The 21594-nt window shown below is 73.5% G+C and carries 17 protein-coding genes and 1 pseudogene; 10 read left to right on the forward strand and 8 right to left on the reverse strand.

What is annotated here, in order from left to right; all coding sequences use genetic code 11:
* Both ABTY59_RS37720 and eno read right to left on the reverse strand, forming a co-directional pair.
* A pseudogene (locus tag ABTY59_RS37720) lies at nt 1–96 on the reverse strand (ATP-binding protein); the annotation flags it as partial.
* A 12-nt stretch (nt 97–108) separates the two neighbouring features.
* Nucleotides 109–1416, reverse strand: a complete 1308-nt coding sequence (gene eno, locus ABTY59_RS33185) for a phosphopyruvate hydratase (RefSeq protein WP_352022821.1) — start codon at nt 1414–1416, stop codon at nt 109–111.
* A 161-nt stretch (nt 1417–1577) separates the two neighbouring features.
* Here eno and ABTY59_RS33190 point away from each other — a divergent pair, with 161 nt between their 5' ends.
* Complete coding sequence (locus ABTY59_RS33190; protein ID WP_352022822.1) at nt 1578–2000, forward strand: MarR family winged helix-turn-helix transcriptional regulator; 423 nt, start codon at nt 1578–1580, stop codon at nt 1998–2000.
* A gap of 29 nt (nt 2001–2029) precedes the next feature.
* On the opposite strand, the gene ABTY59_RS33195 is transcribed toward ABTY59_RS33190, so the two are convergent.
* A complete protein-coding gene (locus tag ABTY59_RS33195; RefSeq protein WP_352022823.1) occupies nt 2030–2998 on the reverse strand; it encodes a nucleoside hydrolase in 969 nt (322 codons plus the stop codon).
* Between the two features lie 117 nt (nt 2999–3115).
* Here ABTY59_RS33195 and ABTY59_RS33200 point away from each other — a divergent pair, with 117 nt between their 5' ends.
* The gene (locus ABTY59_RS33200) at nt 3116–4504 is read left to right on the forward strand and encodes a M1 family metallopeptidase (RefSeq protein ID WP_352022824.1); all 1389 of its coding nucleotides are present in this window, start codon (nt 3116–3118) and stop codon (nt 4502–4504) included.
* Nucleotides 4505–4554: 50 nt separating this feature from the next.
* On the opposite strand, the gene ABTY59_RS33205 is transcribed toward ABTY59_RS33200, so the two are convergent.
* Nucleotides 4555–5745: a cytochrome P450 gene (locus ABTY59_RS33205; RefSeq protein WP_352022825.1), complete on the reverse strand. Its 1191-nt coding sequence runs from the start codon at nt 5743–5745 to the stop codon at nt 4555–4557.
* Between the two features lie 550 nt (nt 5746–6295).
* Between ABTY59_RS33205 and ABTY59_RS33210 the strand changes: the two genes are divergently transcribed.
* The 4 genes from ABTY59_RS33210 to ABTY59_RS33225 all read left to right on the forward strand — a co-directional run bounded on the left by ABTY59_RS33210 (nt 6296) and on the right by ABTY59_RS33225 (nt 12080).
* Entirely contained in the window at nt 6296–7753 is a 1458-nt protein-coding gene (locus ABTY59_RS33210) for a xanthine dehydrogenase small subunit (protein WP_352022826.1), read from the forward strand.
* Complete coding sequence (xdhB, locus tag ABTY59_RS33215; protein ID WP_352022827.1) at nt 7750–10110, forward strand: xanthine dehydrogenase molybdopterin binding subunit; 2361 nt, start codon at nt 7750–7752, stop codon at nt 10108–10110. Before ABTY59_RS33210 ends, xdhB begins: the two co-directional genes overlap by 4 nt.
* A 1-nt stretch (nt 10111) precedes the next feature.
* Entirely contained in the window at nt 10112–10933 is an 822-nt protein-coding gene (gene xdhC / locus ABTY59_RS33220) for a xanthine dehydrogenase accessory protein XdhC (RefSeq protein ID WP_352022828.1), read from the forward strand.
* Between the two features lie 298 nt (nt 10934–11231).
* Nucleotides 11232–12080, forward strand: a complete 849-nt coding sequence (locus ABTY59_RS33225; RefSeq protein WP_352022829.1) for a DUF1684 domain-containing protein — start codon at nt 11232–11234, stop codon at nt 12078–12080.
* A 17-nt stretch (nt 12081–12097) separates the two neighbouring features.
* Here ABTY59_RS33225 and ABTY59_RS33230 read toward each other — a convergent pair whose 3' ends face one another.
* On the reverse strand, nt 12098–13444 hold the full coding sequence (locus tag ABTY59_RS33230) for a uracil-xanthine permease family protein (RefSeq protein ID WP_352022830.1): 1347 nt from the start codon (nt 13442–13444) through the stop codon (nt 12098–12100).
* Nucleotides 13441–14562 (reverse strand): arylsulfotransferase family protein, encoded by a 1122-nt coding sequence (locus ABTY59_RS33235; RefSeq protein ID WP_352022831.1) that lies wholly within the window; start codon nt 14560–14562, stop codon nt 13441–13443. Before ABTY59_RS33235 ends, ABTY59_RS33230 begins: the two co-directional genes overlap by 4 nt.
* A 170-nt stretch (nt 14563–14732) precedes the next feature.
* Between ABTY59_RS33235 and ABTY59_RS33240 the strand changes: the two genes are divergently transcribed.
* Nucleotides 14733–15287, forward strand: a complete 555-nt coding sequence (locus ABTY59_RS33240) for a helix-turn-helix domain-containing protein (RefSeq protein ID WP_352022832.1) — start codon at nt 14733–14735, stop codon at nt 15285–15287.
* Nucleotides 15288–15311: 24 nt separating this feature from the next.
* Here ABTY59_RS33240 and ABTY59_RS33245 read toward each other — a convergent pair whose 3' ends face one another.
* Complete coding sequence (locus ABTY59_RS33245; protein ID WP_352022833.1) at nt 15312–17198, reverse strand: AMP-dependent synthetase/ligase; 1887 nt, start codon at nt 17196–17198, stop codon at nt 15312–15314.
* A gap of 135 nt (nt 17199–17333) precedes the next feature.
* Nucleotides 17334–18782, reverse strand: coding sequence for an MFS transporter (locus ABTY59_RS33250; protein ID WP_352022834.1), 1449 nt, complete (start codon nt 18780–18782; stop codon nt 17334–17336).
* 92 nt (nt 18783–18874) lie between these two features.
* On the opposite strand from ABTY59_RS33250, the gene ABTY59_RS33255 reads away from it, so the two are divergent.
* The 3 genes from ABTY59_RS33255 (at nt 18875) to ABTY59_RS33265 (ending at nt 21540) form a co-directional block, all read left to right on the forward strand.
* Nucleotides 18875–19801, forward strand: a complete 927-nt coding sequence (locus ABTY59_RS33255) for a LysR family transcriptional regulator (protein WP_352022835.1) — start codon at nt 18875–18877, stop codon at nt 19799–19801.
* A gap of 97 nt (nt 19802–19898) precedes the next feature.
* Nucleotides 19899–20696, forward strand: a complete 798-nt coding sequence (locus ABTY59_RS33260; protein ID WP_352022836.1) for a VOC family protein — start codon at nt 19899–19901, stop codon at nt 20694–20696.
* Nucleotides 20697–20739: 43 nt separating this feature from the next.
* Complete coding sequence (locus ABTY59_RS33265; RefSeq protein ID WP_352022837.1) at nt 20740–21540, forward strand: crotonase/enoyl-CoA hydratase family protein; 801 nt, start codon at nt 20740–20742, stop codon at nt 21538–21540.
* Nucleotides 21541–21594: the final 54 nt, after the last annotated feature.

Below are 21594 nucleotides of genomic sequence, written 5' to 3' on the forward strand. Positions count from 1 at the left end.
CGTGTCCGAGACCTCCACCACCAGGCGGTCGCCGCGCAGCAGCCGGATGCTGCCGGGTCCGTTGCCGTAGCGCAGGGCGTTGCCGACGAGTTCGGCCGCTTCGTCGTGTCAGCCCCGGCGCAGGGCGGAGCGGCCGGCGAAGCGCGCGGCCTCGCCCAGCTCCTCCTCGATGCGGATCAGCTGGTTGTACTTGGCCGTGCGGTCCGAGCGGGAGAGGGAGCCGGTCTTGATCTGACCGCATCCGGTGGCGACGGCGAGGTCGGCGATGGTGGTGTCCTCCGTCTCGCCCGAGCGGTGCGACATCACGGCCGTCCAGCCCGCCCGGTGCGCCGTGGCGACGGTGGCGAGCGCCTCGGTCAGGGTCCCGATCTGGTTGACCTTGACGAGGACGGAGTTGCCGACGCCGGTGCGGATGCCCTCGCTCAGCAGCTTCTCGTCGGTGCAGAACACGTCGTCGCCGGTGAGCTGGCAGCGGTCGCCGACGCGGGCGGTCAGTTCGCGCCAGCCCTCCAGGTCGTTCTCCGCCATCGGGTCCTCGATGGAGACGATCGGGTAGGCGTCGATGAGCTTGGCCAGGTAGTCCGCGTTCTCGGAGGGGGTGCGGCGCACCCCTTCGCCCGCGTAGTCGTACACCCCGTCGCGGAAGAACTCCGAGGAGGCCGGGTCCATGATGAGGCCGATGTCCGTGCCGGGCCGGTAGCCGGTGCGCTCGATGGCGGACATCACGAAGTCCAGCGCCTCCTCGGCGGTGCGCAGGGCCGGCGCGAAGCCGCCCTCGTCGCCGACGCCCGTGGAGTGCCCGGCGGCGAGCAGGTCGCGGCGCAGGGTGTGGAAGACCTCGCTGCCCATGCGGACGGCCTCGGCGAAGGTGTCCGCGCCGACGGGCGCGATCATGAACTCCTGGAAGTCCAGCGGATTGTCGGCGTGGGCGCCGCCGTTGACGATGTTCATCATCGGCAGCGGCAGGAGGTGGGCGTCCGGGCCGCCGAGGTAGCGGTAGAGGGGCAGGCCGTGGGCGACCGCGGCGGCCCTGGCGGTGGCGAGGGAGACGCCGAGGAGGGCGTTGGCGCCGAGCCGGGACTTCGTGGCGGTGCCGTCGAGGGCGACGAGGGCGGCGTCGAGGCCCGCCTGGTCCGCCGCGTCCCGGCCGCGCACGGCGGCCGCGATCTCGCCGTCGACGTGGGCGACCGCGCGGTCGACGCCCTTGCCGTGCCAGCGCGCGGGGTCGCCGTCCCGCAGTTCGACGGCCTCGCGGGCGCCGGTGGAGGCGCCGGAGGGAACGGCCGCGCGTCCCAGGGAGCCGTCGGTCAGGACGACGTCGACCTCGACGGTCGGGTTGCCGCGGCTGTCGATGATCCGGCGGGCGGTGACGGTCTCGATGGCGGCGTCGACGGTCCCGGCTTCGGTGGTGGTCATGGTGGTGGTTCCTCCCCGTGGTGGTGTGCCGCGGCTCCGGCTGCGACGGCGACGGCGCTGAGCCCGACGAGCAAGACTCTACAGCAATGCTGTGCAGTTCTGCTGAACAGTATTGCTGTAGAGATCTGCGGTACGGGGAACCCGACGGGGTAAAGTGCCGTATGCCCACCCCGGAAGCCGCCGCCATCGCCACCGAACTGCGCACCGCGATGGGCAAGCTCACCCGACGCGTCAAGGACGAGGACCGCATCCCGCTCGGCCAGGCCGCCGTGCTCGGCGCCCTCGACCGGAACGGCGCGATGACCACCAGCGACCTCGCCGCCGATCAGCGCGTGCGCCCCCAGTCGATGGCCCGGGCGGTGGGGTTGCTCATGGAACAGAACCTGGTCACGCGCCGGGCCCACCCCACGGACGGCCGCAAGTCACTGGTGGAGCTGACCGACGCGGGCCGGTCCGCGCTCGAGGCGGAGCGCGGCCGCAGGGCCGGCTGGCTGGCGCAGGCCATCGAGGCCGAACTCACCGACGAGGAGCGGGCGCTGCTGGCCCACAGCACCGCCCTGCTCGACCGGCTGGCCGCCCGCTAGGCGGGTGACCGGAGGGACCCCTCCCGGCTCTACTCTCCGGACACGCCCCGGGGCCGGGGCGCGCCGAGCACCCGTACGGCCTCGACGATCAGGTCCCAGAAGCCGTCCGTGTCGACCTCCATGCCGACCTCGGTGTCGGCGGGCCGGCCCGTCACCCCGTGCAGGTCCACCACGGTCGCGCCCCGCGTGTGCGTGCCGTTCAGCTCCACGCTCACGGCCGCCCGCACCAGGCTGACCAGGGACGGGTCGATGAGGTGGGCGACGGTGAGCGGATCGTGCAGCGGGGGCGCGTCGAAGCCGTACACCTCGCGGTAGGTGGACGCGAAGTAGGTGAGCAGGTCGACGCAGAGCGCGCTCAGCGGGGTGCCGAGGGCGGCGATCCGGGCGACGACCTCGGGGGTGGCCCGGACCTGGTGGGTCGCGTTGAGGCCGAACATCGTGACCGGGAGGCCGCTGCGGAAGACGATGTCGGCCGCCTCCGGATCGCACAGGACGTTGAACTCGGCGGCGGGCGTGGTGTTGCCCCGGTCCACCGAACCGCCCATGAGGACGATCCGGTCGATCCGCGCGGCGAGCTCGGGGTGGGCGAGCAGGAGGACCGCGATGTTGGTGAGCGGTCCCGTCGGGACGAGCGTGACCGGTGCCGGGTGGGCGAGGAGGGTGTCCCGGACGAGGGCGAGCGCGTCCCTCGGGTCCTGCGGCACGTCCGGCTCGCCGTGGGCGAAGCCGGGGCCGTCCAGGCCCGTGTCGCCGTGGATGTTCTCGGCGATCCTGCGCGGACCGTGCAGCGGACGGTCGCGGCCCGCCGCGACGGGCACGCCGCGGATCCCTGCCGCCGAGCAGACCCGGCGGGCGTTGAGCGTGGTCTTCTCCAGCGTCTGGTTGCCCGCGACGGTGGTGATCGCGAGCAGGTCGATCGCGGGATGCGCGGCGGCCAGGAGGATGTTGAAGGCGTCGTCGTGACCGGGATCGCAGTCGAGAATCACGGGGACCGGCATGTCCCCACCGTCCCACACGAGGCCCGGCGGGCGAAGGACCCGGACGTCGCCCCGCCGTGCCCGCCCCGTGCCCGGAACGCCCCCGTCCGGGCGTACGGGTGTTCTAGCGTGCTCGGCATGACCTCGCTCAGGTACCGGCGAGCACCGTTGCTCGCCCTCGTGGCCGTGCTGCTGTTCCCCCCGGCGGCCGAGGCGCAGGACCCGGTGGACCCGGTCACCACGGTGGCGGCGGCGACACCGGACCGGCCCTCGTACGACGTGTCGCTGCGCGCCGACGCCGACGGCTCGCACTGGACCGGCCGGGAGACGGTGTCGTTCCGCAACGCCTCCCGCACCCCGCTGCGCTCGGTCGACGTACGGCTCTGGGGCAACGGCACCGACGGCTGCGGCTCCCCGGACGCGCCGTCGCCGGTGCGGGTGAGCGGGGTCGTCGGCGGCACCCCGCGACCGCTCACCGTCGGGTGCACGGCGCTGCGGATCGACCTGCCGGCACCGCTCCCGCGCGGGGCGCGCGCGAGCGTCTCCTTCGACCTCGCGATCACCGTCCCCGACCGGGTCCACCGCTTCGGGCGGGACGGGGCGCACCGCTACCTGGGGAACGCGCTGCCGCTGCTGTCCGTACGCGACGCGGGGGGCCGGCACCTGGACCCGGACGTCGGTTTCGGCGAGAGCTTCCACACCCTGGCCGGTGACTTCCGGGTGGTGCTCGACCACCCGGACGCGCTGCTCGTCCCGGCGACCGGCACCACGACCCGCCGCACGGGGGCGCCCGGACGGACGGTCAGCACCAGTGTCGCGCACGGGGTGCGGGACTTCGCGTGGGCGGCGGGCCCCTTCCGGTCGAGGACGGTGACCACACCGGGCGGGGTGCGGCTCCACGCGTACTGGACCGCCACCACGTCCGCCGAGGGGGTGGCCGTCGACCTGAGGGACGCCGCCGGCTCGGTCGACGCGTTCGGGAAGCGCTTCGGGCGCTATCCGGGCGGCGAGCTCGACCTCGTCATGAGCGACGCCCTCGACGACTTCGGGAGCATGGAGTTCCCGGGCCTCGTCCTGCTGTGGACCGAGCCGGAGGGTTCGGCCGTCGTGCACGAGATCGCCCACCAGTGGTTCTACGGAGTCGTCGGCAACGACCAGTACACAGCTCCCTGGCTGGACGAGTCGTTCGCCCAGTACGCCAACCAGTCGTACTACGGGGACGACACCACCGGCTGCTGGGAGGACCAGGGAGAGTGGCCCAGCGACACGGCCGCCCTCACCCGGACCATGGGCTACTACGCCGACGGGCACCGCTCGGAGTACGTCCGGGTCGTGTACGGACGCGGGGCCTGCGCCCTGCACGATCTGGAGCGCGTCCTGGGCGGACCGGCGATGGCGGCGATGCTGCGCGGCTACGTGCGGGACCACTGGCTGGGCGTCGCCACCACCGCGGACTTCAAGCGCGCGGCGCAGGCGGCGACGGCGCGGGACCTCGGCCCGTTCTGGGCGGAGCACCGGATCGACTGAGGACGGGACGGGCGCCGGGGCCGGGCCTCAGGGCCCGACCCCGCTCGCGGTCAGGCGTCCCAGGTGACCGGGAGGCTCTTCACGCCGTAGATGTCCGCGGTCTCCGGGCGCAGCGCGACCTCCTCGGCCGGGACGGCCAGCCGCAGCGTGGGGAAGCGCTTGAGGAGCGCGGCGAACGCGACCCGCATCTCGACGCGGGCCAGTTGCGCCCCGAGGCACAGGTGGACGCCGTGGCCGAAGGCCAGGTGCCCGCCGTCGTCCCGGGTGAGGTCGAGCGCGTGGGGGTCGGGGAAGCGCTCGGGGTCGCGGTTGGCCGTGTGGTACGAGAGGACGACCGTCGTGCCCGCCTCGATGACCTGGCCGCCGATCTCGACGTCCTCCAGGGCCGTCCGCATGAAGGACTTGGCGACGCTCAGGTACCGGAGCAGTTCCTCCACCGCCTGGTCGGTGAGGGAGGGATCGGCGCGCAGGGCGTCGAGCTGGTCGGGGTTCCGCAGGAGGGCGAAGGTGCCGAGGGCCAGCATGTTGGCGGTGGTGTCGAAGCCGGCCGCCAGCAGGATCAGGCTGATCCCCTTCAGTTCCTCGTCGGTCAGGTCGCTGTCCGTGAGTTCGCTGAGGACGTCGTCGGTGGGGTGGGCGCGCTTGGCGGCGACGAGCCGGGCGAGGTACTCCTGCGTGGCGGTGTAGGCCGCGATCAGGTCCTCGTCGCTCGTCTCCCCGTTCATGAACGTGTCGATCTGCTCCTGGAAGGAGTCGCGGTCCTCGTACGGCACTCCGAGGATCTCGCAGATGATGATGGTGGGGATGGGCTTGGCGAACGCGGTCACCAGGTCCGCCGTCGGACCGGCCTGTTCCATGGCGTCCAGGCAGTCGGCGGTGATCTGCTCGACGCGCTCGGCGAGCAGGCGCATCCGCCGTGCGGTGAACTTGCCGACCAGCGGCTTCCGGTAGCGCCCGTGCTGCGGTTCGTCCATGAGGAGGAACTCACCGGGCGGAGCCGGGGGCAGCTCGAAGTCGACCACGTTCATGAGGTCCTTGCGCGAGCTGAACCTCGGGTCGGCCAGGACCGCCCGGACCAGCTCGTATCCGGTGATCATCCAGCCGGGCTTCCCGCCGGGGTGGGTGTAGCGGCTGAGGGGGCCGTGGGCGCGGGCCTCGGTCAGCTCCGCCGGCGGGTCGAAGGGGCAGCCGGAGGGGCGCTCGGTCGGCAGCGCGGTGACGGTGTGGACGGACTCGCTCATGACCATTCCTCGATCTCGCGACATCGGATGTTCCAAGTAGGGGAAAGCTACGTTGCGTTCAGACTTCCGTCAATCAACGGATCACCATAAGTGCTGGTAGAAGCAGCGAAATTGATGCAATGACCCTGAGCCTTAACGCAACGGAGCGTTGCAATGGATCGCCGGTTCGGGGTCTTCGGGGAGACCGGTCCCCGGAGCGCCCGCTCTTGACCGCCGTGATCGCGGGGCATTAATTTGCGGGTCTGCGTCGGCCCATGACGACCGAGAGGAGGCGACCGGCGGATGAACACCAGCTCCGACCTGAGCCGCCTCGCCCACGTGACGGTCTGGGTTCCGGGTCGCATCGCGCACGGCTCCTGACGACGCCGCTCTCCTGTGCCCGTCCCGTACCGGGCACCTCACGGGTTTCCCTTCACCCCTTCCCGGCACGCCGCCTCCGCGTGCCGTCGCGCGCCCGCTCCTCCGACGCGGCGCGTCCGAGCACAGAAAGCTGCCCGACATTGGCGAACATGTGGAATCGACCCATCGCGCACCGAAACGAGGGCCCGTCATGGTAGCGGCGCACATCACCGTCAACGGCGTGGAGACGCCCCTCGCGCCCGCCGCCCCGCACACCACGGTGCTGGACTTCCTGCGCGAGCGCGGCCTCACCGGCACCAAGGAGGGCTGCGCCGAGGGCGAGTGCGGAGCCTGTTCCGTCCTGGTGGCCAGGCCCGGCGTGGACAGGCCCACCGACTGGGTGGCGGTCAACGCCTGCCTGGTGCCGGCCGCCTCCCTCGACGGTCAGGAGATCGTCACCTCCGAGGGCCTCGCCACCGCCGGGGCGACCGGCACCCCGCCCGTCCTGCACCCCGTCCAGCGGGAGATGGCCGTCCGGGGCGGCTCCCAGTGCGGCTACTGCACCCCGGGGTTCGTGTGCAGCATGGCCGCCGAGTACTACCGGCCCGGCCGCTGCGCCCACGAGGACGGCGGCCCCGACGCCGAGCACGGCCCGAACGGCTTCGACCTGCACGCGCTGAGCGGAAACCTGTGCCGCTGCACCGGCTACCGCCCGATCCGCGACGCCGCGTTCGCCGTCGGGACGCCCGACGGCGAGGACCCCCTCGCGCGGCGCCGCGACGAGGCCCCGCCCGCGCCCGTCGCCACCGCGTACACCCGGGACGACAGCTCCTTCGTCCGGAAGGGGACCCTGGCCGAGACGCTGCGGCTGCTGCGCGAGCGGCCCGACGCGGTCGTGGTCGCCGGGTCCACCGACTGGGGCGTCGAGGTGAACATCCGCTCCCGGCGCGCCGGTTGCGCGGTGGCCGTCGACCGCCTCGCCGAACTCAGGGAGCTGCGGGTCGAGTCCGGCTTCGTCGAGATCGGCGCGGCACTGACCCTCACCGAGATCGAGCGCCGTCTCGACGGGGACGTACCGCTCCTCGCCGAGCTGTTCCCCCAGTTCGCCTCCCGGCTCATCCGCAACAGCGCCACCCTCGGCGGCAACCTCGGCACCGGCTCCCCGATCGGCGACAGCCCGCCGGCGCTGCTCGCCCTCGACGCGTCGGTGGTGCTCGCCGACGCGGACGGCGAGCGCGAGGTGCCCCTCTCCGCGTACTTCACCGGCTACCGGCAGAGCGTCCGCAGGCCCGGCGAGCTGATCCGCGCCGTGCGCGTCCCGCTGCCGCTGTCTCCGGTCGTGGCCTTCCACAAGATCGCCAAGCGGCGCTTCGACGACATCTCCAGCGTGGCGGTCGCGTTCGCGCTCGACGTCGAGGACGGGATCGTCCGCACGGCGCGGATCGGCCTGGGCGGAGTCGCCGCCACCCCGATCCGCGCGCTCGCCACCGAGGCGGCCCTGGAGGGCAGGCCGTGGACGGCGGAGACCGTCGGGGCGGTGGCGCCGGTGCTGCGCGACGAGGGCACGCCGATGGACGACCACCGGGCCAGCGCCGCCTACCGCGCCGCGATGCTCGGCCAGAGCCTGCTGAAGCTGTACACGCGAACCACCGAGGCGGTGCCGTCATGAGCCAGTTGTCCGAACGTCCCGAGAAGCCCGTCGTCGGCCTCGCCCTGCCGCACGAGAGCGCCGCCCAGCACGTCACCGGCACCGCGCTCTACACCGACGACCTCGTCCACCGCACCAAGGACGTCCTGCACGCCTACCCGGTCCAGGTCATGAAGGCCCACGGCACGATCACCGCGCTGCGCACCGGGCCCGCGCTCGCCGTGCCCGGTGTGGTGCGCGTGCTCACCGGCGCCGACGTGCCGGGCGTCAACGACGCCGGGATGAAGCACGACGAGCCGCTCTTCCCCGACGAGGTCATGTTCCACGGGCACGCGGTCGCCTGGGTCCTCGGCGAGACGCTGGAGGCGGCGCGTCTGGGTGCCGGGGCCGTCCAGGTGGAACTCGACGAGAAGCCCTCCGTGATCACGCTCCAGGAGGCGATCGCCGCGGACAGCTTCCACGGCGCCCGGCCCGTGATGACGACCGGCGACGTCGACGCCGGTTTCGCCGACTCCGCCCATGTCTTCACCGGGGAGCTGCAGTTCTCCGACCAGGAGCACTTCTACCTGGAGACGCACGCGGCGCTGGCCCACATCGACGAGTCCGAGCAGGTGTTCGTCCAGAGCAGCACCCAGCACCCCTCCGAGACCCAGGAGATCGTCGCGCACGTGCTCGGTCTGCACAGTCACGAGGTGACCGTGCAGTGTCTGCGGATGGGCGGCGGCTTCGGCGGCAAGGAGATGCAGCCGCACGGCTTCGCGGCCGTCGCCGCGCTCGGCGCCAAGCTGACCGGACGGCCCGTCCGGGTCCGGCTCAACCGGACCCAGGACCTCACCATGTCCGGCAAGCGGCACGGCTTCCACGCCGCCTGGAGGATCGGCTTCGACACCGAGGGCCGCATCCAGGCGCTCGACGCGACCCTGACCGCCGACGGCGGCTGGAGCCTGGACCTGTCCGAGCCGGTGGTGGCCCGCGCGCTGTGCCACATCGACAACACGTACTGGCTCCCCAACGCCCGCGTCACCGGCCGGATCGCCCGGACCAACAAGGTCTCCAACACGGCCTTCCGCGGCTTCGGCGGCCCCCAGGGCATGCTGGTGATCGAGGACATCATGGGCCGGTGCGCGCCGCTGCTCGGCCTCGACCCGGCGGAGCTGCGGGAGCGCAACTTCTACCGGCCGGGCCAGTCGACACCGTACGGACAGCCGGTCGTCCAGCCGGAGCGGATCTCCGCCGTCTGGGAGCAGGTCAAGGAGAGCGGCGGCATCGCCGACCGGCGGCGCGAGATCGCCGCGTTCAACGCCGCGCACCCGCACACCAAGCGGGCCCTCGCGCTCACCGGCCTCAAGTTCGGCATCTCGTTCAACCTCACCGCCTTCAACCAGGGCGGCGCGCTGGTGCTGATCTACAAGGACGGCTCCGTCCTGATCAACCACGGCGGCACCGAGATGGGCCAGGGCCTGCACACCAAGATGCTCCAGGTGGCGGCGACCACCCTCGGCATCCCGCTGCACAAGGTGCGCCTCGCCCCGACGCGTACGGACAAGGTGCCCAACACCTCCGCCACCGCCGCGAGCGCGGGTACGGACCTCAACGGCGCGGCGGTGAAGAACGCCTGCGAGCAGCTGCGCGGGCGGCTGCTCCAGGTCGCGGCGACCCAGCTCGGGGTGAACGCCTCGGACGTACGCGTCGTCGAGGGCGTCGCGCGCGGCCTCGGCAGCGACCGGGAGCTGGCCTGGGACGACCTGGTGCGCGCCGCGTACTTCCAGCGGGTGCAGCTGTCGGCGGCCGGTTTCTACCGGACCGAGGGGCTGCACTGGGACGCGAAGTCCTTCCACGGCTCGCCGTTCAAGTACTTCGCGCACGGCGCCGCCGCGGCCGAGGTGGAGGTCGACGGCTTCACCGGCGCGTACCGCGTCCGGCGGGTGGACATCGTGCACGACGTCGGCGACAGCCTGTCCCCCCTGATCGACATCGGTCAGGTCGAGGGCGGCTTCGTGCAGGGCGCGGGGTGGCTGACGCTGGAGGACCTGCGCTGGGACGCCGGCGAGGGGCCGAACCGGGGCCGTCTCCTCACGCAGGCCGCGAGCACGTACAAGCTGCCGAGCTTCTCCGAGATGCCCGAGGAGTTCCACGTCACGCTCCTGGAGAACGCCGGCGAGGAGGGCGCGGTGTACGGCTCCAAGGCGGTGGGCGAGCCGCCGCTGATGCTGGCCTTCTCCGTACGCGAGGCGCTGCGGCAGGCCGCCGCGGCGTTCGGGCCGAGCGGGGTCAGCGTCGAACTGGCCTCGCCCGCGACACCGGAGGCGGTGTACTGGGCGGTCGAGGCGGCCCGCGCCAGGCTCCGCACGGGCACGGAAGTCCTGAGCGGTGCCTGACATGACCTGGTTCGCCGCGGTCGCGCGGCTGCGGGCACGCCGGGAGGCCGGCGTGCTCGTGACCGTCGCGACCGTGCGCGGCCACGCCCCGCGCGACGCCGGCGCGAAGCTCGTGGTCGGCGGGACCGAGACCTGGGGCTCGATCGGCGGCGGCAACGTGGAGGCCGTCGCGATCGACCGGGCCCGGGAGATGATCGCCGCGTCCGCAGCGGTGCCGGAGCTCCTCGACTTCGCCCTGAACGACAAGGTGTCGAACCGGCACGGCGTGCAGTGCTGCGGGGGCACGGTGTCGGTGCTGCTCGAACCCCTGCCGGTGGTACGGGCGGTGGCGGTCTTCGGCGTCGGGCACGTCGGCCTCGAACTGGCGCGGATCCTGGCCCGCCAGGACCTGGACCTCCATCTGGTCGACAGCCGCGGCGACGCCCTCGCGGCGGAGCGGCTCGCCGTGCTGGCGGACGCGGTGGCGCAGGTGCGGGTGCACCACACGCCGCTGCTGCCCGAGGAGGTCCTGGAGGAGCTGCCGCTCGGCACCCATGTCCTGATCATGACCCATGACCACGCCGAGGACGCCGCGCTCTGCGACGCGGCCCTGCGGTCGAGCCATCTGGGTTCCATCGGGCTGATCGGGTCGGCGGCGAAGTGGGCGCGGTTCCGCAAGCGCCTCGCCACCGAGGGCGGCCACGCCGATGCCGACATCGACCGGATCAAGACGCCGATCGGCCTGGGCGACATCACCGGCAAGGAGCCCGCGACGATCGCGGTGAGCGTGGCCGCCGATCTGCTCCGCACCTTCGAGTCCACCGGCGGACCCCCGTTCGGGTGAGGGGCGGTCGACACTGGCGCCGGGCGGGGGAGTTGTGTTCTGCTGGGGTCATGAGCCTTCTCGTGACGCGCCGACACGTGGACTACGTGCGCGTCACGACCATGGCGTGTCCCCGCTGACACCGAGGCCTCGACCCGGCGTCCGGACACCGACGCGCTCGCCCCGACGGCTCCTGGGCGCCTCCTGACGGTCTCGTCCCACCCCGCGCTCCGCGATGCCCCGCCTACGCCGTACCCCGGCGCGGCGGGACCGGGCGCGCGCTCACGACCCCGCCATCCACTCCCGCAGGAGGAGACGCATGACCGCCCACGGCACCACCAGCACGTCCGAAGGCATCGACGTCGACCCGGAGCTCTTCGCCGCGGAATGGAAGGCGTGGCACGTCGGCAAGGACGCCGGGCTCGCCTCGGAGCACGGCTTCCTCGCGATCACCGGTCTGCACTGGCTCTCCGCCGAGCCGCAGGCCTTCCCCGGCGCGCCCGGGACCTGGTCGACCGGGCCCGAAGGGGTCGTCGTGGAGCTCGACGAGGGCGCGGAACTCGTCGTCGGCGGCTCCCCGGTCAGGGGCCGGTACGTCTTCGGCGTCATCCCGGAGCGCGGCGGCATCGACGCCGTCTGGGGCGACACCGTGATCGAGGTCGCCAAGCGCGGCGGCAACGACGTGATCCGGCCCCGCCACCCCGACCACCCGCTGCGGGCCGCGTTCACCGGCACGCCCGCGTACGAGCCCGATCCGCGCTGGGTGGTGACGGGCCGGTACGAGGCCTTCGACGAGCCGCGTCCGACGACGGTGGGCGCCACCGTCGAGGGTCTCCAGCACGTGTACGACGCTCCCGGCCGTGTCGTCTTCCGGCTGGCCGGGCAGGAGTTGAGCCTGACCGCGTTCAACGGGCACGCGCCCGGCAGCCTCACCCTGCTGTTCACCGACGAGACCTCGGGCGTCACGACGTACGCGGCCAACCGGAACCTCACGGTGGACTCCCCCGGACCCGGGGGCGCGGTCGTCCTGGACTTCAACCGGGCGACCAATCTGCCGTGCGCCTACACGGACTTCGCGACCTGCCCGCTGCCCCCGGCCGAGAACCGGCTGCCGGTCGCGGTCGAGGCCGGGGAGCGGATCCCCCACGAGCGCGGCCCGGTCGCCTAGGTCGTCCGGTACGGCGCTCACTCCCGCGCGGGCGGAACCGGCCGGGCGGGTGCGCGGCCCGTCCGGCCGAGCAGGGCTCCGAGGAGCACCGCGGTCAGGGTTCCGGCGACGACTCCGCTGCCCAGGATCGTCCGGGCCCAGCCGGGGAAGCCGGCGTACAGGTCGGGGGTGAGCAGGGGCAGCAGTCCCGCGGTGAGCGCGAGCGCGGCCGTCAGCGAGCCGGGCCCCGTGCCGGACAGGTCCGCCCGGCGGAGCATCTCGACGCCCATGACCGCGATCACCGCGTACACGACGAGCGCCGAGCCGCCCACGACGGCCTCGGGGATCCCCGCAAGGGCCCGGGAGACGGGCGCGGCCAGGCCCAGGACGACCAGGAGCGCTCCGGCGCCGGCGGTCACGAAGCGGCTGCGGACCCCAGTGAGGCGGCCGATGCCGATGTTCTCGGCACTGGTGACCATGAGGGAGGTGCCGAAGAGGCCGCCGGCCAGGGACACCAGGGCGTCGGCCCGGGCCACGCGGGGGACGTCCCGCTCGGGGGCCGGGCTGCGGCCGACGGTCTCGCTGTTGAGCACGGTCTGCCCGGTGATCTCGGCGAGCGTGGTGAGGCTGAAGACGAGCAGCGGCAGCGCGGCCACCAGGTCGAACCGCGGTGCCCCGAAGGGCAGGAACACGGGCAGCGCGAAGCCGTCGCCGGCGGCGGGGCTGAACGTGCCGAGGCCGGTCCCCACCGCGACGAGCGTGCCCGCCGCCATCCCGAGGAGCACGGAGGTCTGACGCCAGACTCCGCGAAGGAACACGTACGCGGCGAGGGTCGCCGCGACGGTGAGCGCGGCGAGGAGCACCGCGCGCGGCTCCCCCGTGCCGTCCGGACCGGTGACGAGCCGGGCCGCGACCCGGATCATCGCGACGCCGATGAGCAGCACCGTCACCCCCATGACGAGGGGCGGGAAGAGCCGCACGACACGGGCGTACAGGGGCAGGACGGCGAGCAGCAGGGCGGCCGCGAGGAGGACGGCGCCGGTGGCGGTCGCGGGTCCGTGGTCCTGGGCGATCTGGAGGAACAGCGCGGTCGCGGCACCGCCGGGCAGCATCACGAAGGGGAGCCTGCCGCCGATCCGCCACACGCCGAGGGACTGGAGCAGGGCGCCGGCGCCGCAGAGCAGCAGGACGGTGCTGAGCAGCGAGGCGGTCGCTCCGGGCGTCATCCTCAGGCCGCCGGCGACGAGGAAGACGGTGGAGACCGGGGCGGCGATCATCGCCAGGACGTGCTGGGCCGCCAGCGGGACCAGGCGCCGCCAGGGCACGCGGGCGTCGACGGCTTCGTCGGGTCCGGCGGTGGCGGGCTCGGTGGGGGCGGTGGTCATGCCGAGGCCTCCAGCCACGGGATCTCGGCGGCGGTGTAACGGTAGGCGCGGAAGACCGCGTTGGGCTCGGACGGGAAGAGGCCGCGGACCTCGCTCTCGCCGTAGCCGGCGAAGTAGGGGACGACGTACTCCCAGCAGAGGTAGCCGTCCTTCGTCACCTCGAACAGGCGGCCGGACGGGGAGTCGGTGACGAGGGTGTTGCCGTTGGGCAGGCGCTGTGCGGAGCCCATGAAGGGGGCGAAGAAGAACTCGCGGGCCGGGTCGTGGTACTCCCACGCGATCGTGCCGTCGGTCCGGTCGATCTCGATGACGCGGGAGTACGGGACGTCGTGGCCGGGCCGGAAGACGCCGTTGTCGAAGACGAGGATGCGCCCGTCGTCGAGTTCGGTGGGCGCGTGCTGCTGGCTGACCGTGCCGGGGTGGCTGCGCCAGAGGATCTCGCCGGTCGCGCGGCTGATGACGACGACGGCCGAGACGCTCCGCAGGCTGGCCAGGACGTTGCCGTCCCGCAGGGGGGTCACGCTGTTGATGAGCGGCCAGTGCTCGCGGGCGTAGGCCTCGTGCAGCGGGAAGGACGCGCGGTCGAGGTGTTCCGCGGCGCGCCAGGACCAGAGGAGTTCCCCGTCGGGACCGACCTCCTTGATGGTGTCGGCCCAGACGACACCCGCGGCCTCGGAGCGGGGCACACCGCCGCGTACGGCCGCGGCCTCCTCCCCGGTGAGGGGCTCCAGGGCGGTGTAGAGGATGCGGCCGTCGTCGAGGTGGTGGGCGTCGTGGTGCTGGAGGGGGTCGCGGTGCTCGCGCAGCACGGTTCCGTCGGGGGCGGCCTGGAGCATGACGCCGCCGCGGTACTTGTGCCACATCGGGAAGAGGGCCTTCTCGCCCGGGAGGACCCCGTTGTAGGCGAGGGTTCCGTCGGCGAGCAGCCGGGCGTGGCGGCCGGGACGGTACGGGAGGTCCCAGCGGTGGACCGTGCGGCCGCGGAGGTCGACGAGGTGGACCTCTCCGGTGCCGGTGAGCGGGGCGTACAGGGTGTAGCCCTCGGACGCGGCCGTCTCGTCGAGGGCGATGAGGCCGGTGGGACGGCGACGGCGTGAGTTCTGGTCGATCGTGGGCACGTCGGAGCTCCTTCAAACTTTCTTTGATGAGAACAACCGACTTTGACGGTAGGGGCGTCGTGTGACGGGCGTGTGTCGGGAGTACGAAACCGTTTCCGGGCTCCGGCCCGTCGCCGCGTAGGGTGCCGTCAGGCGCCATCGGGCGCCGGAGGGAAAGGAGGGGACGTTCCATGGAGGCCGCCGACACACCGCGGGTGGGCGCCGCCGTGCGCCGCCGGCGCCGGGCACTGGACCTGACGCTCGCCGAGGTCGCGAAGGGCAGCGGGCTCTCCTCCCCGTTCCTCAGCCAGATCGAGAACGACCGGGCGCGCCCCAGCATGCGCTCTTTGCAGCGGATCGCGGACGCGCTGGGGACGACGGCGGTCCAGCTGCTCGCCGCCTCCGACGAGACCCGCACGGTCGACGTGGTGCGCGCGGACGACGACAGCGGGCTCGACCGGGAGGCGCGCGTGCGGCCGCTGGTCCGCGGCCGTCATCAGCTGCACGCCCTGGAGTTCGTCGGCGCGCACGAGGCGGACCGCGAGTTCCGGCACCGCAACGACGAGCTGCTGTACGTGGCGGACGGCTCCGTGGAGGTGGAGGCCGACGGCCGGGTCCACCGGCTCGGCCGCGGGGACACCCTGCTGCTGTCCGGCGGCGTCCGGCACCGCTGGCGGACCACCGAACCCGGCTCGCGGGTCCTCGCCGTCGCGATCGGCGACCACGTGGAGGTACTGGAGACCTGAGCCGTACGGTTCGGTGATCGGAGGTCAGGCCTCGCGCGCGCCCTCGTACATCGCCTCGACGAGTTCGGCGTACGCGCGCTCCACGACGGGTCGCTTCACCTTGAGGCTCGGGGTCAACTCGCCGTGCTCGATGTCGAGATCGCGCGGCAGGACCGCGAACCTCTTGATGGTCTGCCACCGTTGCAGGTCCTTGTTGACCCGCTGGACGAAGCCGTCGACCAGGTTCCGCACCTCGGGCGTGGCGACGACCTCGGCGTAGGACCGGCCCGCGAGGCCGTTCGAGGCCGCCCAGGGCAGGAGGACGCTCTCGTCGAGGGCGATCAGGGCGGTGCAGTAGTTGCGGCCGTCGCCGACGACCAGGATGTTGCTGACGAACGGGCAGGCGGCCTTGAACCGGCTCTCGATCTCCGTGGGCGCGATGTACTTGCCGCCGGAGGTCTTGAACAGGTCCTTCTTGCGGTCGGTGATCCGGAGGAAGCCCTCCCGGTCGAGCTCCCCGATGTCGCCGGTGCGGAACCAGCCGTCGGGCTCCAGGACTTCGGCGGTCTTCTCCGGGAGGTTGTGGTAGCCGCGCATGATCCCGGGCCCCCTCAGGAGGATCTCCCCGTCCTCGGCGACACGGACCTCGGTGCCGGGCAGGGGTCTGCCGACGGTGCCCACCCGGAAGTCGTCCGCCGGGTTGACGGTGCAGCCGGCGCTGGTCTCCGTCAGACCGTATCCCTCCAGGACGGGGACGCCCGCACCGGCGAAGAAGTAGCCGATGTCGGGGGCGAGCGCGGCGCTGCCCGAGGCGCTGCCGCGGAGCTCGCCGCCGAACGCCGCCCGGATCTTGCCGTAGACCAGTCGGTCGGCGAGGGCGTGCTGCGCGGCGAGGGCGAAGGGGATCTTGCGCGTCCCCGTCGCCACCAGGCTCTCCTGGCCGGTCCTGGCGTGCTCGCGGGCGACCTTGGCCGCCCACCGGAAGATCTTGTACGTGGCGCCGCCCTCGGCCCTCGCCTTCGCGGCGATGCCGTTGTAGACCTTCTCGAAGACCCGGGGCGCCGAGGCCATCACGGTGGGCCGCACGACGGGCAGGTTGGTGACGATGCGGTCGATGCGCCCGTCCACCGCGATCACGTGCCCGGTCCGCACCTGACCGGAGATCAGGGCCTTGCCGAAGACATGGGACAGCGGCAGCCACAGGAACTGCACGTCGTCCGGTTCGAGGAGTCCGCTGACCTCCTGCGCGACGCCCTGGTAGGACCAGCAGTCGTGCACCAGGCGCACGCCCTTGGGGCGGCCGGTGGTCCCGGAGGTGTAGATCAGGGTGGCGAGCTGTTCCCGCTCGTTGGCCCCGACCGCCGCCTCGACCGCGTCCGGGTGTTCCTTGAGGTACGCCGCGCCGCGCCGTTCGAGATCGGCGAGGCTCAGCACCTCCAGGCCGTCGGCCCGCGGGAGTTCGGTGTCCGGGTCGAAGACGACCGCGTGGCCGAGCCCGGGCAGCCGGTCCGCGTGCTCGACGACCTTGGCCAACTGTGCGGCGTCCTCGACGAAGATCGCCCGGCTGTCGGAGTCGGCGAGGATGTACGCCGTCTCGTCGGCGTCGGTGCTCGGGTAGACCGCGGTCGAGGCGGCGCCCGCGCACATCACCCCCAGATCGGCGAGGATCCACTCCACCCGGGTCGAGGAGGAGATCGCCACCCGTTCCTCGGGCAGCAGCCCGAGGGCGAGCAGCCCGGCCGCGATCGCCTTCACCCGCTCCGCGGTCTGGGCCCAGGTCAGCGACCGCCACTCCTCGGCGCCGGGCGCTCCCTGTGCGGCCGGCACGGGGTAGCGGTAGGCCTCCCGGTCGGGGGTGGCGCCGACGCGCGAGAGGAAGAGGTGCGCGACCGAACGCGGCCGGTTGTCGAGCTGGTGCTGCGCGGAACTCATGGCGACCTCCGGGCCCGGGGCGCCGGTCGGCGGCATGGACCGGCGGGTGACGTGCGCGCACCGCGAGGCTAAGGGGAAAGCCCGTCGGCGCGTAAGGGGTCGGACGCCCACCGGTTCCCGGTCGCCGTCGGCGCGTCAGGGGGTCGGACGGCCACCGGTCCCGGGCCGTGTGCCGGAGCGGCCGCGGTAGCCGAGGGTGACCAGGCCCGTGGCGACCAGGACGACCACGCCCACCGTGCGCAGCGCGGGGCTCATCGCGTCGGCGAAGGACCCGGCGCGGGCGTCGGCGGCGTGGGCCGCGAGCACGGTCCCGGTGACGGCCACACCGAGCGCGGCGCCGATCTCCCGGGCCGAGGTGCCGAGCCCGGAGCCGAGACCCGCCTGGTCCGTGGGAAGGGAGGTGACGACGCCGACGGTCAGGGCCGGCATGCACAGGCCGGTGCCCGCCGAGATGACGAGCAGCCAGCAGGCGTACAGCGCGTACGGCGTGCCCGCGTCGGCCGTGGAGGCGCCGAGGAGTCCGCCGCCGATCAGCAGGAGCCCGGTGGCGACGGCGGGGCGCGGTCCCGAGGCGGCCTGCCAGCGCGTCGCGACCTTGGGGAACAGGGCCATGCCGATCGTGAGCGGGACGATCGCGAGTCCGGTGAGGGCGGGGCCGTACCCCTTGACGTACTGGAGGTACTGCGAGTTGGCGTAGAACAGCGCGAAGAGGCCGAAGAAGCCGGTGGCGGTGCCCAGTACGGCGGCGCGCAGCCGCCGGGAGCGGAAGACCCGCGGGTCGAACAGGGCGGCCGGGGAGCGGAGCGCGTACCAGGCGAAGAGGCCGGTCAGGACCGCGCCCACGGCGAAGAGGACGAGGATGCGGGGCGAGTTCCAGCCGTACGCCGGGCCTTCGATGATGCCCGCGAGGAGGGCGACCAGGGCCGCGACGAGCAGCAGGGTGCCGCGGGGGTCGGGGCGGCCGTGCGGATTGCGGCCGGTGCGGGGGACGGCGACCGCGACGGCCCAGGCCAGGACCGCGGCGAGCGGCACCATCAGCCAGAACAGGGCGCGCCAGGTGAGGAACTCGCCGACCGCTCCCCCGCCGACGTTGCCCGCGAGACCGCCGAGCCCGGCGGAGAGGGTCCAGGAGGCGAGGGCCCCGGCCCTGCGTTCCGGTCCGGCGAGCCGCACGAGGATCGACATGGTCGCGGGCATGACGCAGGCGGCTCCGGCGCCGGACACACCGCGTCCGGCGATCAGCAGCGCCGGCGTGGCGGCGAGGGCGCTCAGCGCCGCCCCCGCGGCGAACAGCGCGAGTCCGGCGAGCAGGACGCCCTTGCGGCCCCGGCGGTCGCCCAGCGCTCCGGCGGGGATCAGCAGTCCGGCGAAGACGATGACGTACGCGTCCACCGTCCACAACAGCTCGGTGGAGGACGGGTGGAGGGTGGAGGCGGCCAGTTGCGGGATGAGGAGGTTGATGGCGGCGACCATGCTCTGCGCGACGACGACGCAGGCGCACAGGACGAGCAGGGTCGACCGCTTCAGGGCGTCCGGCGGCGCCGTGGCCGGGACGGAGGGCGGCGAGAGGGCAGGCGAGGACATGGCTCCTCCGGGGAGCGTCGTGGTGAGGGGATGCGCGCCCACCGTAGGCTCGGCCCGTGGATTACTTCCAGTGCATCTTTCGCAAGGGGTGAGTGCGTGTGACGCAATCCGTGGGGGCCACCGGCCTCGACCTCAATCTTCTGCTCGCCCTCGACGTCCTCCTGGAGGAGCAGAGCGTGCGGGGAGCGGCCCGGCGGCTCCATCTGTCCGAGCCGGCCACCAGCCGCACCCTGGGCCGCATCCGCAAGGCGCTCGGCGATCCGATCCTGGTGCGGGCGGGCCGCGCGATGGTGCCGACGCCCTACGCGCTCTCCGTACGGGCCGAGGTCGGCGCGGTCGTGGAGCGGGCCAGGGCCCTCTTCGCGGCCTCGGGCCCGACCGATCTCCGCACCGTCACGCGTACGTTCACCGTGCTCGGCCAGGACTCCCATCCCGCCCTCCTGGGCCCCTCCCTGCTCGCCCGGGCCGCCCGCGAGGCGCCGCTCACGCGGCTGCGGTTCCTCAACGAGAGCCACGTCGACGTGCCGACGCTGCGGGAGGGCGTCGCCGACCTGGAGATCGGTGTCATCGACACCGTGCACCCCGAGGTGCGCACCGAGCACGTCCTGGACGACCGGATGCTCGGCGTCGCCCGGGCGGGACACCCGCTGCTCCGGGGACGTCTGACGCGACGGCGGTTCGCGACGGAGGCGGACCACCTGGTCGTGTCGCGCCGGGGCCGGCTGCACGGCCCGGTCGACACCGCGCTGGCCGAGCACGGCCTGCGGCGGCGGGTCGTCCTCGGTGTCGGCACGTACCCGGCGTCGCTGTTCCTCCTGCGCGACACCGACCTCGTCGGCCTGATCAGCGCGCGGAGCGGCGCGCTCGCCGAGTCCCTCGGCCTGGTCCTCTTCGACGTCCCGCTCGACCTGCCGCCGCTGCCCGTGGGCCTCGCCTGGCATCCGCGGCACGACGCCGACCCGGCGCACGCCTGGCTGCGCGGCTGCGTGCGGGACCTCCTCCTGGACGGGCCCGGCTGACCGCCGCCTGGGTCCCGTCGAGGCCTCCGCCCGACGCGCGGGGGACGGTGTCCGGTGCCAGGCTGGGGGCCTACTGGAACCGCGAAAGGGAATCGCCATGCTCACCACCGCCTTCGTGCCGGGCTCCCCCTGCTGGCTCGACCTCGGCGCGCCCGACGTGCCGGCCGCCGCGGCCTTCTACGGCGCCGTCCTCGGCTGGGAGTACGAGCCCATGGGCGGAGGAGAGGACGCGGAGGGCGGGATGTTCCGGAAGGACGGGAAGGTCGTCGCCGGGCTCGGGAAGCTGACCGAGGCGGGCGCGCGCTCGGCCTGGATGATCTACTACGCCGTCACCGACGCCGATGCCACGACCCGCGCGGTGCAGAGCGCGGGCGGCACGGTCCGGGTGGCGCCGAGGAGCTTCGGCGACGAGGGCCGGATGGCGCAGTACAGCGACCCTCTCGGGGGACAGTTCGCCGTCTGGCAGGCGGGCGACACCAAGGGCGCCGAGCTGATGGACGAGCCGGGCTCCCTGAGCTGGACCGAGCTGTACACGACGGACGCGGCGGCCGCGAAGGAGTTCTACGGCGGGGTGCTGGGCTGGCGGTTCGCCGCCATGGAACTGCCCGGCGACGCGGGCACGTACAGCCTCATCACCCCCGCGGGGCTGCCCGACGAGCGCATGCACGGCGGCCTCATGCAGCTGTCCGCGGCGGACCTCGACATCGCCGGGGGCCGGCCGTACTGGCACCCCGTCTTCGCCGTCGCCGACTGCGACGCCACGGTCGCCGAGGTCACCCGGAACGGCGGGAGCGTGCAGATGGGACCGGTGGACATGGAGGGCGTCGGCCGGCTCGCCGTCTGCCTCGACCCGTCGAACGCCGACTTCGTGGTCCTCACCCCGCCCGCGGGCTGATCCCGGGCTGGAATCCGGGCCGCCGCCCCCGGAGAATGCCCCCATGACCGATGCAGCAGCGACGACGGCCGAGCAGGACGCGGTGCGCGTCGAGCGGGACGGGGCCGTGACCACGGTGATCCTCTCGCGGCCCGCCGCCCGCAACGCCGTGGACGGGCCGACCGCCGGGCGGCTGGCCGATGCCTTCCGTGCGTTCGAGGCCGACGAGGACGCCGCCGTCGCCGTGCTGTGGGGCGACGGGGGCACCTTCTGCGCGGGCGCCGACCTCAAGGCCGTCGGGACCGGGCGCGGGAACCGGGTGGCGCCCGACGGCGACGGCCCCATGGGGCCGACCCGGCTGCGGCTGACCAAGCCCGTCATCGCGGCCGTGAGCGGTCATGCCGTGGCGGGGGGCCTCGAACTGGCCCTCTGGTGCGACCTGCGCGTGGTCGAGGAGGACGCGGTCCTCGGGGTGTTCTGCCGCCGCTGGGGCGTACCGCTGATCGACGGCGGCACGGTCCGGCTGCCGCGGCTGATCGGCGAGAGCCGGGCCATGGACCTGATCCTGACCGGTCGCCCGGTCCCGGCCCCGGAGGCGTACGCGATCGGGCTCGCCAACCGCCTCGTGCCGCCGGGCCGGGCCCGGGCGGCGGCGGAGGAACTCGCCCACGAGATCGCCGGGTTCCCCCAGCTGTGCCTGCGCCACGACCGCCTCTCCGTCCGGGAACAGCACGGCCTGCCCGAACCCGAGGCCCTCGCCGCCGAACTGCGGCACGGCATGGTGCCGCTCTCGGCGGGAGAGACCGCGTCGGGCGCGGCCCGCTTCGCGGCCGGGGCGGGACGGCACGGGTCGTTCACCGGCTGAGTTCCCGCCGGAGCCGGGTTCCCGCCCGGCCGGCCCTCCGCTTCACGTGGGAGA

Origin of the sequence: Streptomyces sp. NPDC096079, assembly GCF_040303145.1 — a bacterium.
GTDB lineage: Bacteria > Actinomycetota > Actinomycetes > Streptomycetales > Streptomycetaceae > Streptomyces.

Excerpts from the sequence above, each read along its gene's own strand:
- ABTY59_RS33190 (WP_352022822.1), top strand. The coding sequence starts at position 1,578 with ATGCCCACCCCGGAAGCCGCCGCCATCGCCACCGAACTGCGCACCGCG.
- ABTY59_RS33250 (WP_352022834.1), bottom strand. The coding sequence starts at position 18,782 with ATGTCCTCGCCTGCCCTCTCGCCGCCCTCCGTCCCGGCCACGGCGCCG.
- ABTY59_RS33240 (WP_352022832.1), top strand. The coding sequence starts at position 14,733 with ATGGAGGCCGCCGACACACCGCGGGTGGGCGCCGCCGTGCGCCGCCGG.
- eno (WP_352022821.1), bottom strand. The coding sequence starts at position 1,416 with ATGACCACCACCGAAGCCGGGACCGTCGACGCCGCCATCGAGACCGTC.
- ABTY59_RS33245 (WP_352022833.1), bottom strand. The coding sequence starts at position 17,198 with ATGAGTTCCGCGCAGCACCAGCTCGACAACCGGCCGCGTTCGGTCGCG.
- ABTY59_RS33195 (WP_352022823.1), bottom strand. The coding sequence starts at position 2,998 with ATGCCGGTCCCCGTGATTCTCGACTGCGATCCCGGTCACGACGACGCC.
- xdhC (WP_352022828.1), top strand. The coding sequence starts at position 10,112 with ATGACCTGGTTCGCCGCGGTCGCGCGGCTGCGGGCACGCCGGGAGGCC.
- ABTY59_RS33210 (WP_352022826.1), top strand. The coding sequence starts at position 6,296 with ATGGTAGCGGCGCACATCACCGTCAACGGCGTGGAGACGCCCCTCGCG.
- ABTY59_RS33205 (WP_352022825.1), bottom strand. The coding sequence starts at position 5,745 with ATGAGCGAGTCCGTCCACACCGTCACCGCGCTGCCGACCGAGCGCCCC.
- ABTY59_RS33265 (WP_352022837.1), top strand. The coding sequence starts at position 20,740 with ATGACCGATGCAGCAGCGACGACGGCCGAGCAGGACGCGGTGCGCGTC.
- xdhB (WP_352022827.1), top strand. The coding sequence starts at position 7,750 with ATGAGCCAGTTGTCCGAACGTCCCGAGAAGCCCGTCGTCGGCCTCGCC.
- ABTY59_RS33225 (WP_352022829.1), top strand. The coding sequence starts at position 11,232 with ATGACCGCCCACGGCACCACCAGCACGTCCGAAGGCATCGACGTCGAC.
- ABTY59_RS33230 (WP_352022830.1), bottom strand. The coding sequence starts at position 13,444 with ATGACCACCGCCCCCACCGAGCCCGCCACCGCCGGACCCGACGAAGCC.
- ABTY59_RS33200 (WP_352022824.1), top strand. The coding sequence starts at position 3,116 with ATGACCTCGCTCAGGTACCGGCGAGCACCGTTGCTCGCCCTCGTGGCC.
- ABTY59_RS33260 (WP_352022836.1), top strand. The coding sequence starts at position 19,899 with ATGCTCACCACCGCCTTCGTGCCGGGCTCCCCCTGCTGGCTCGACCTC.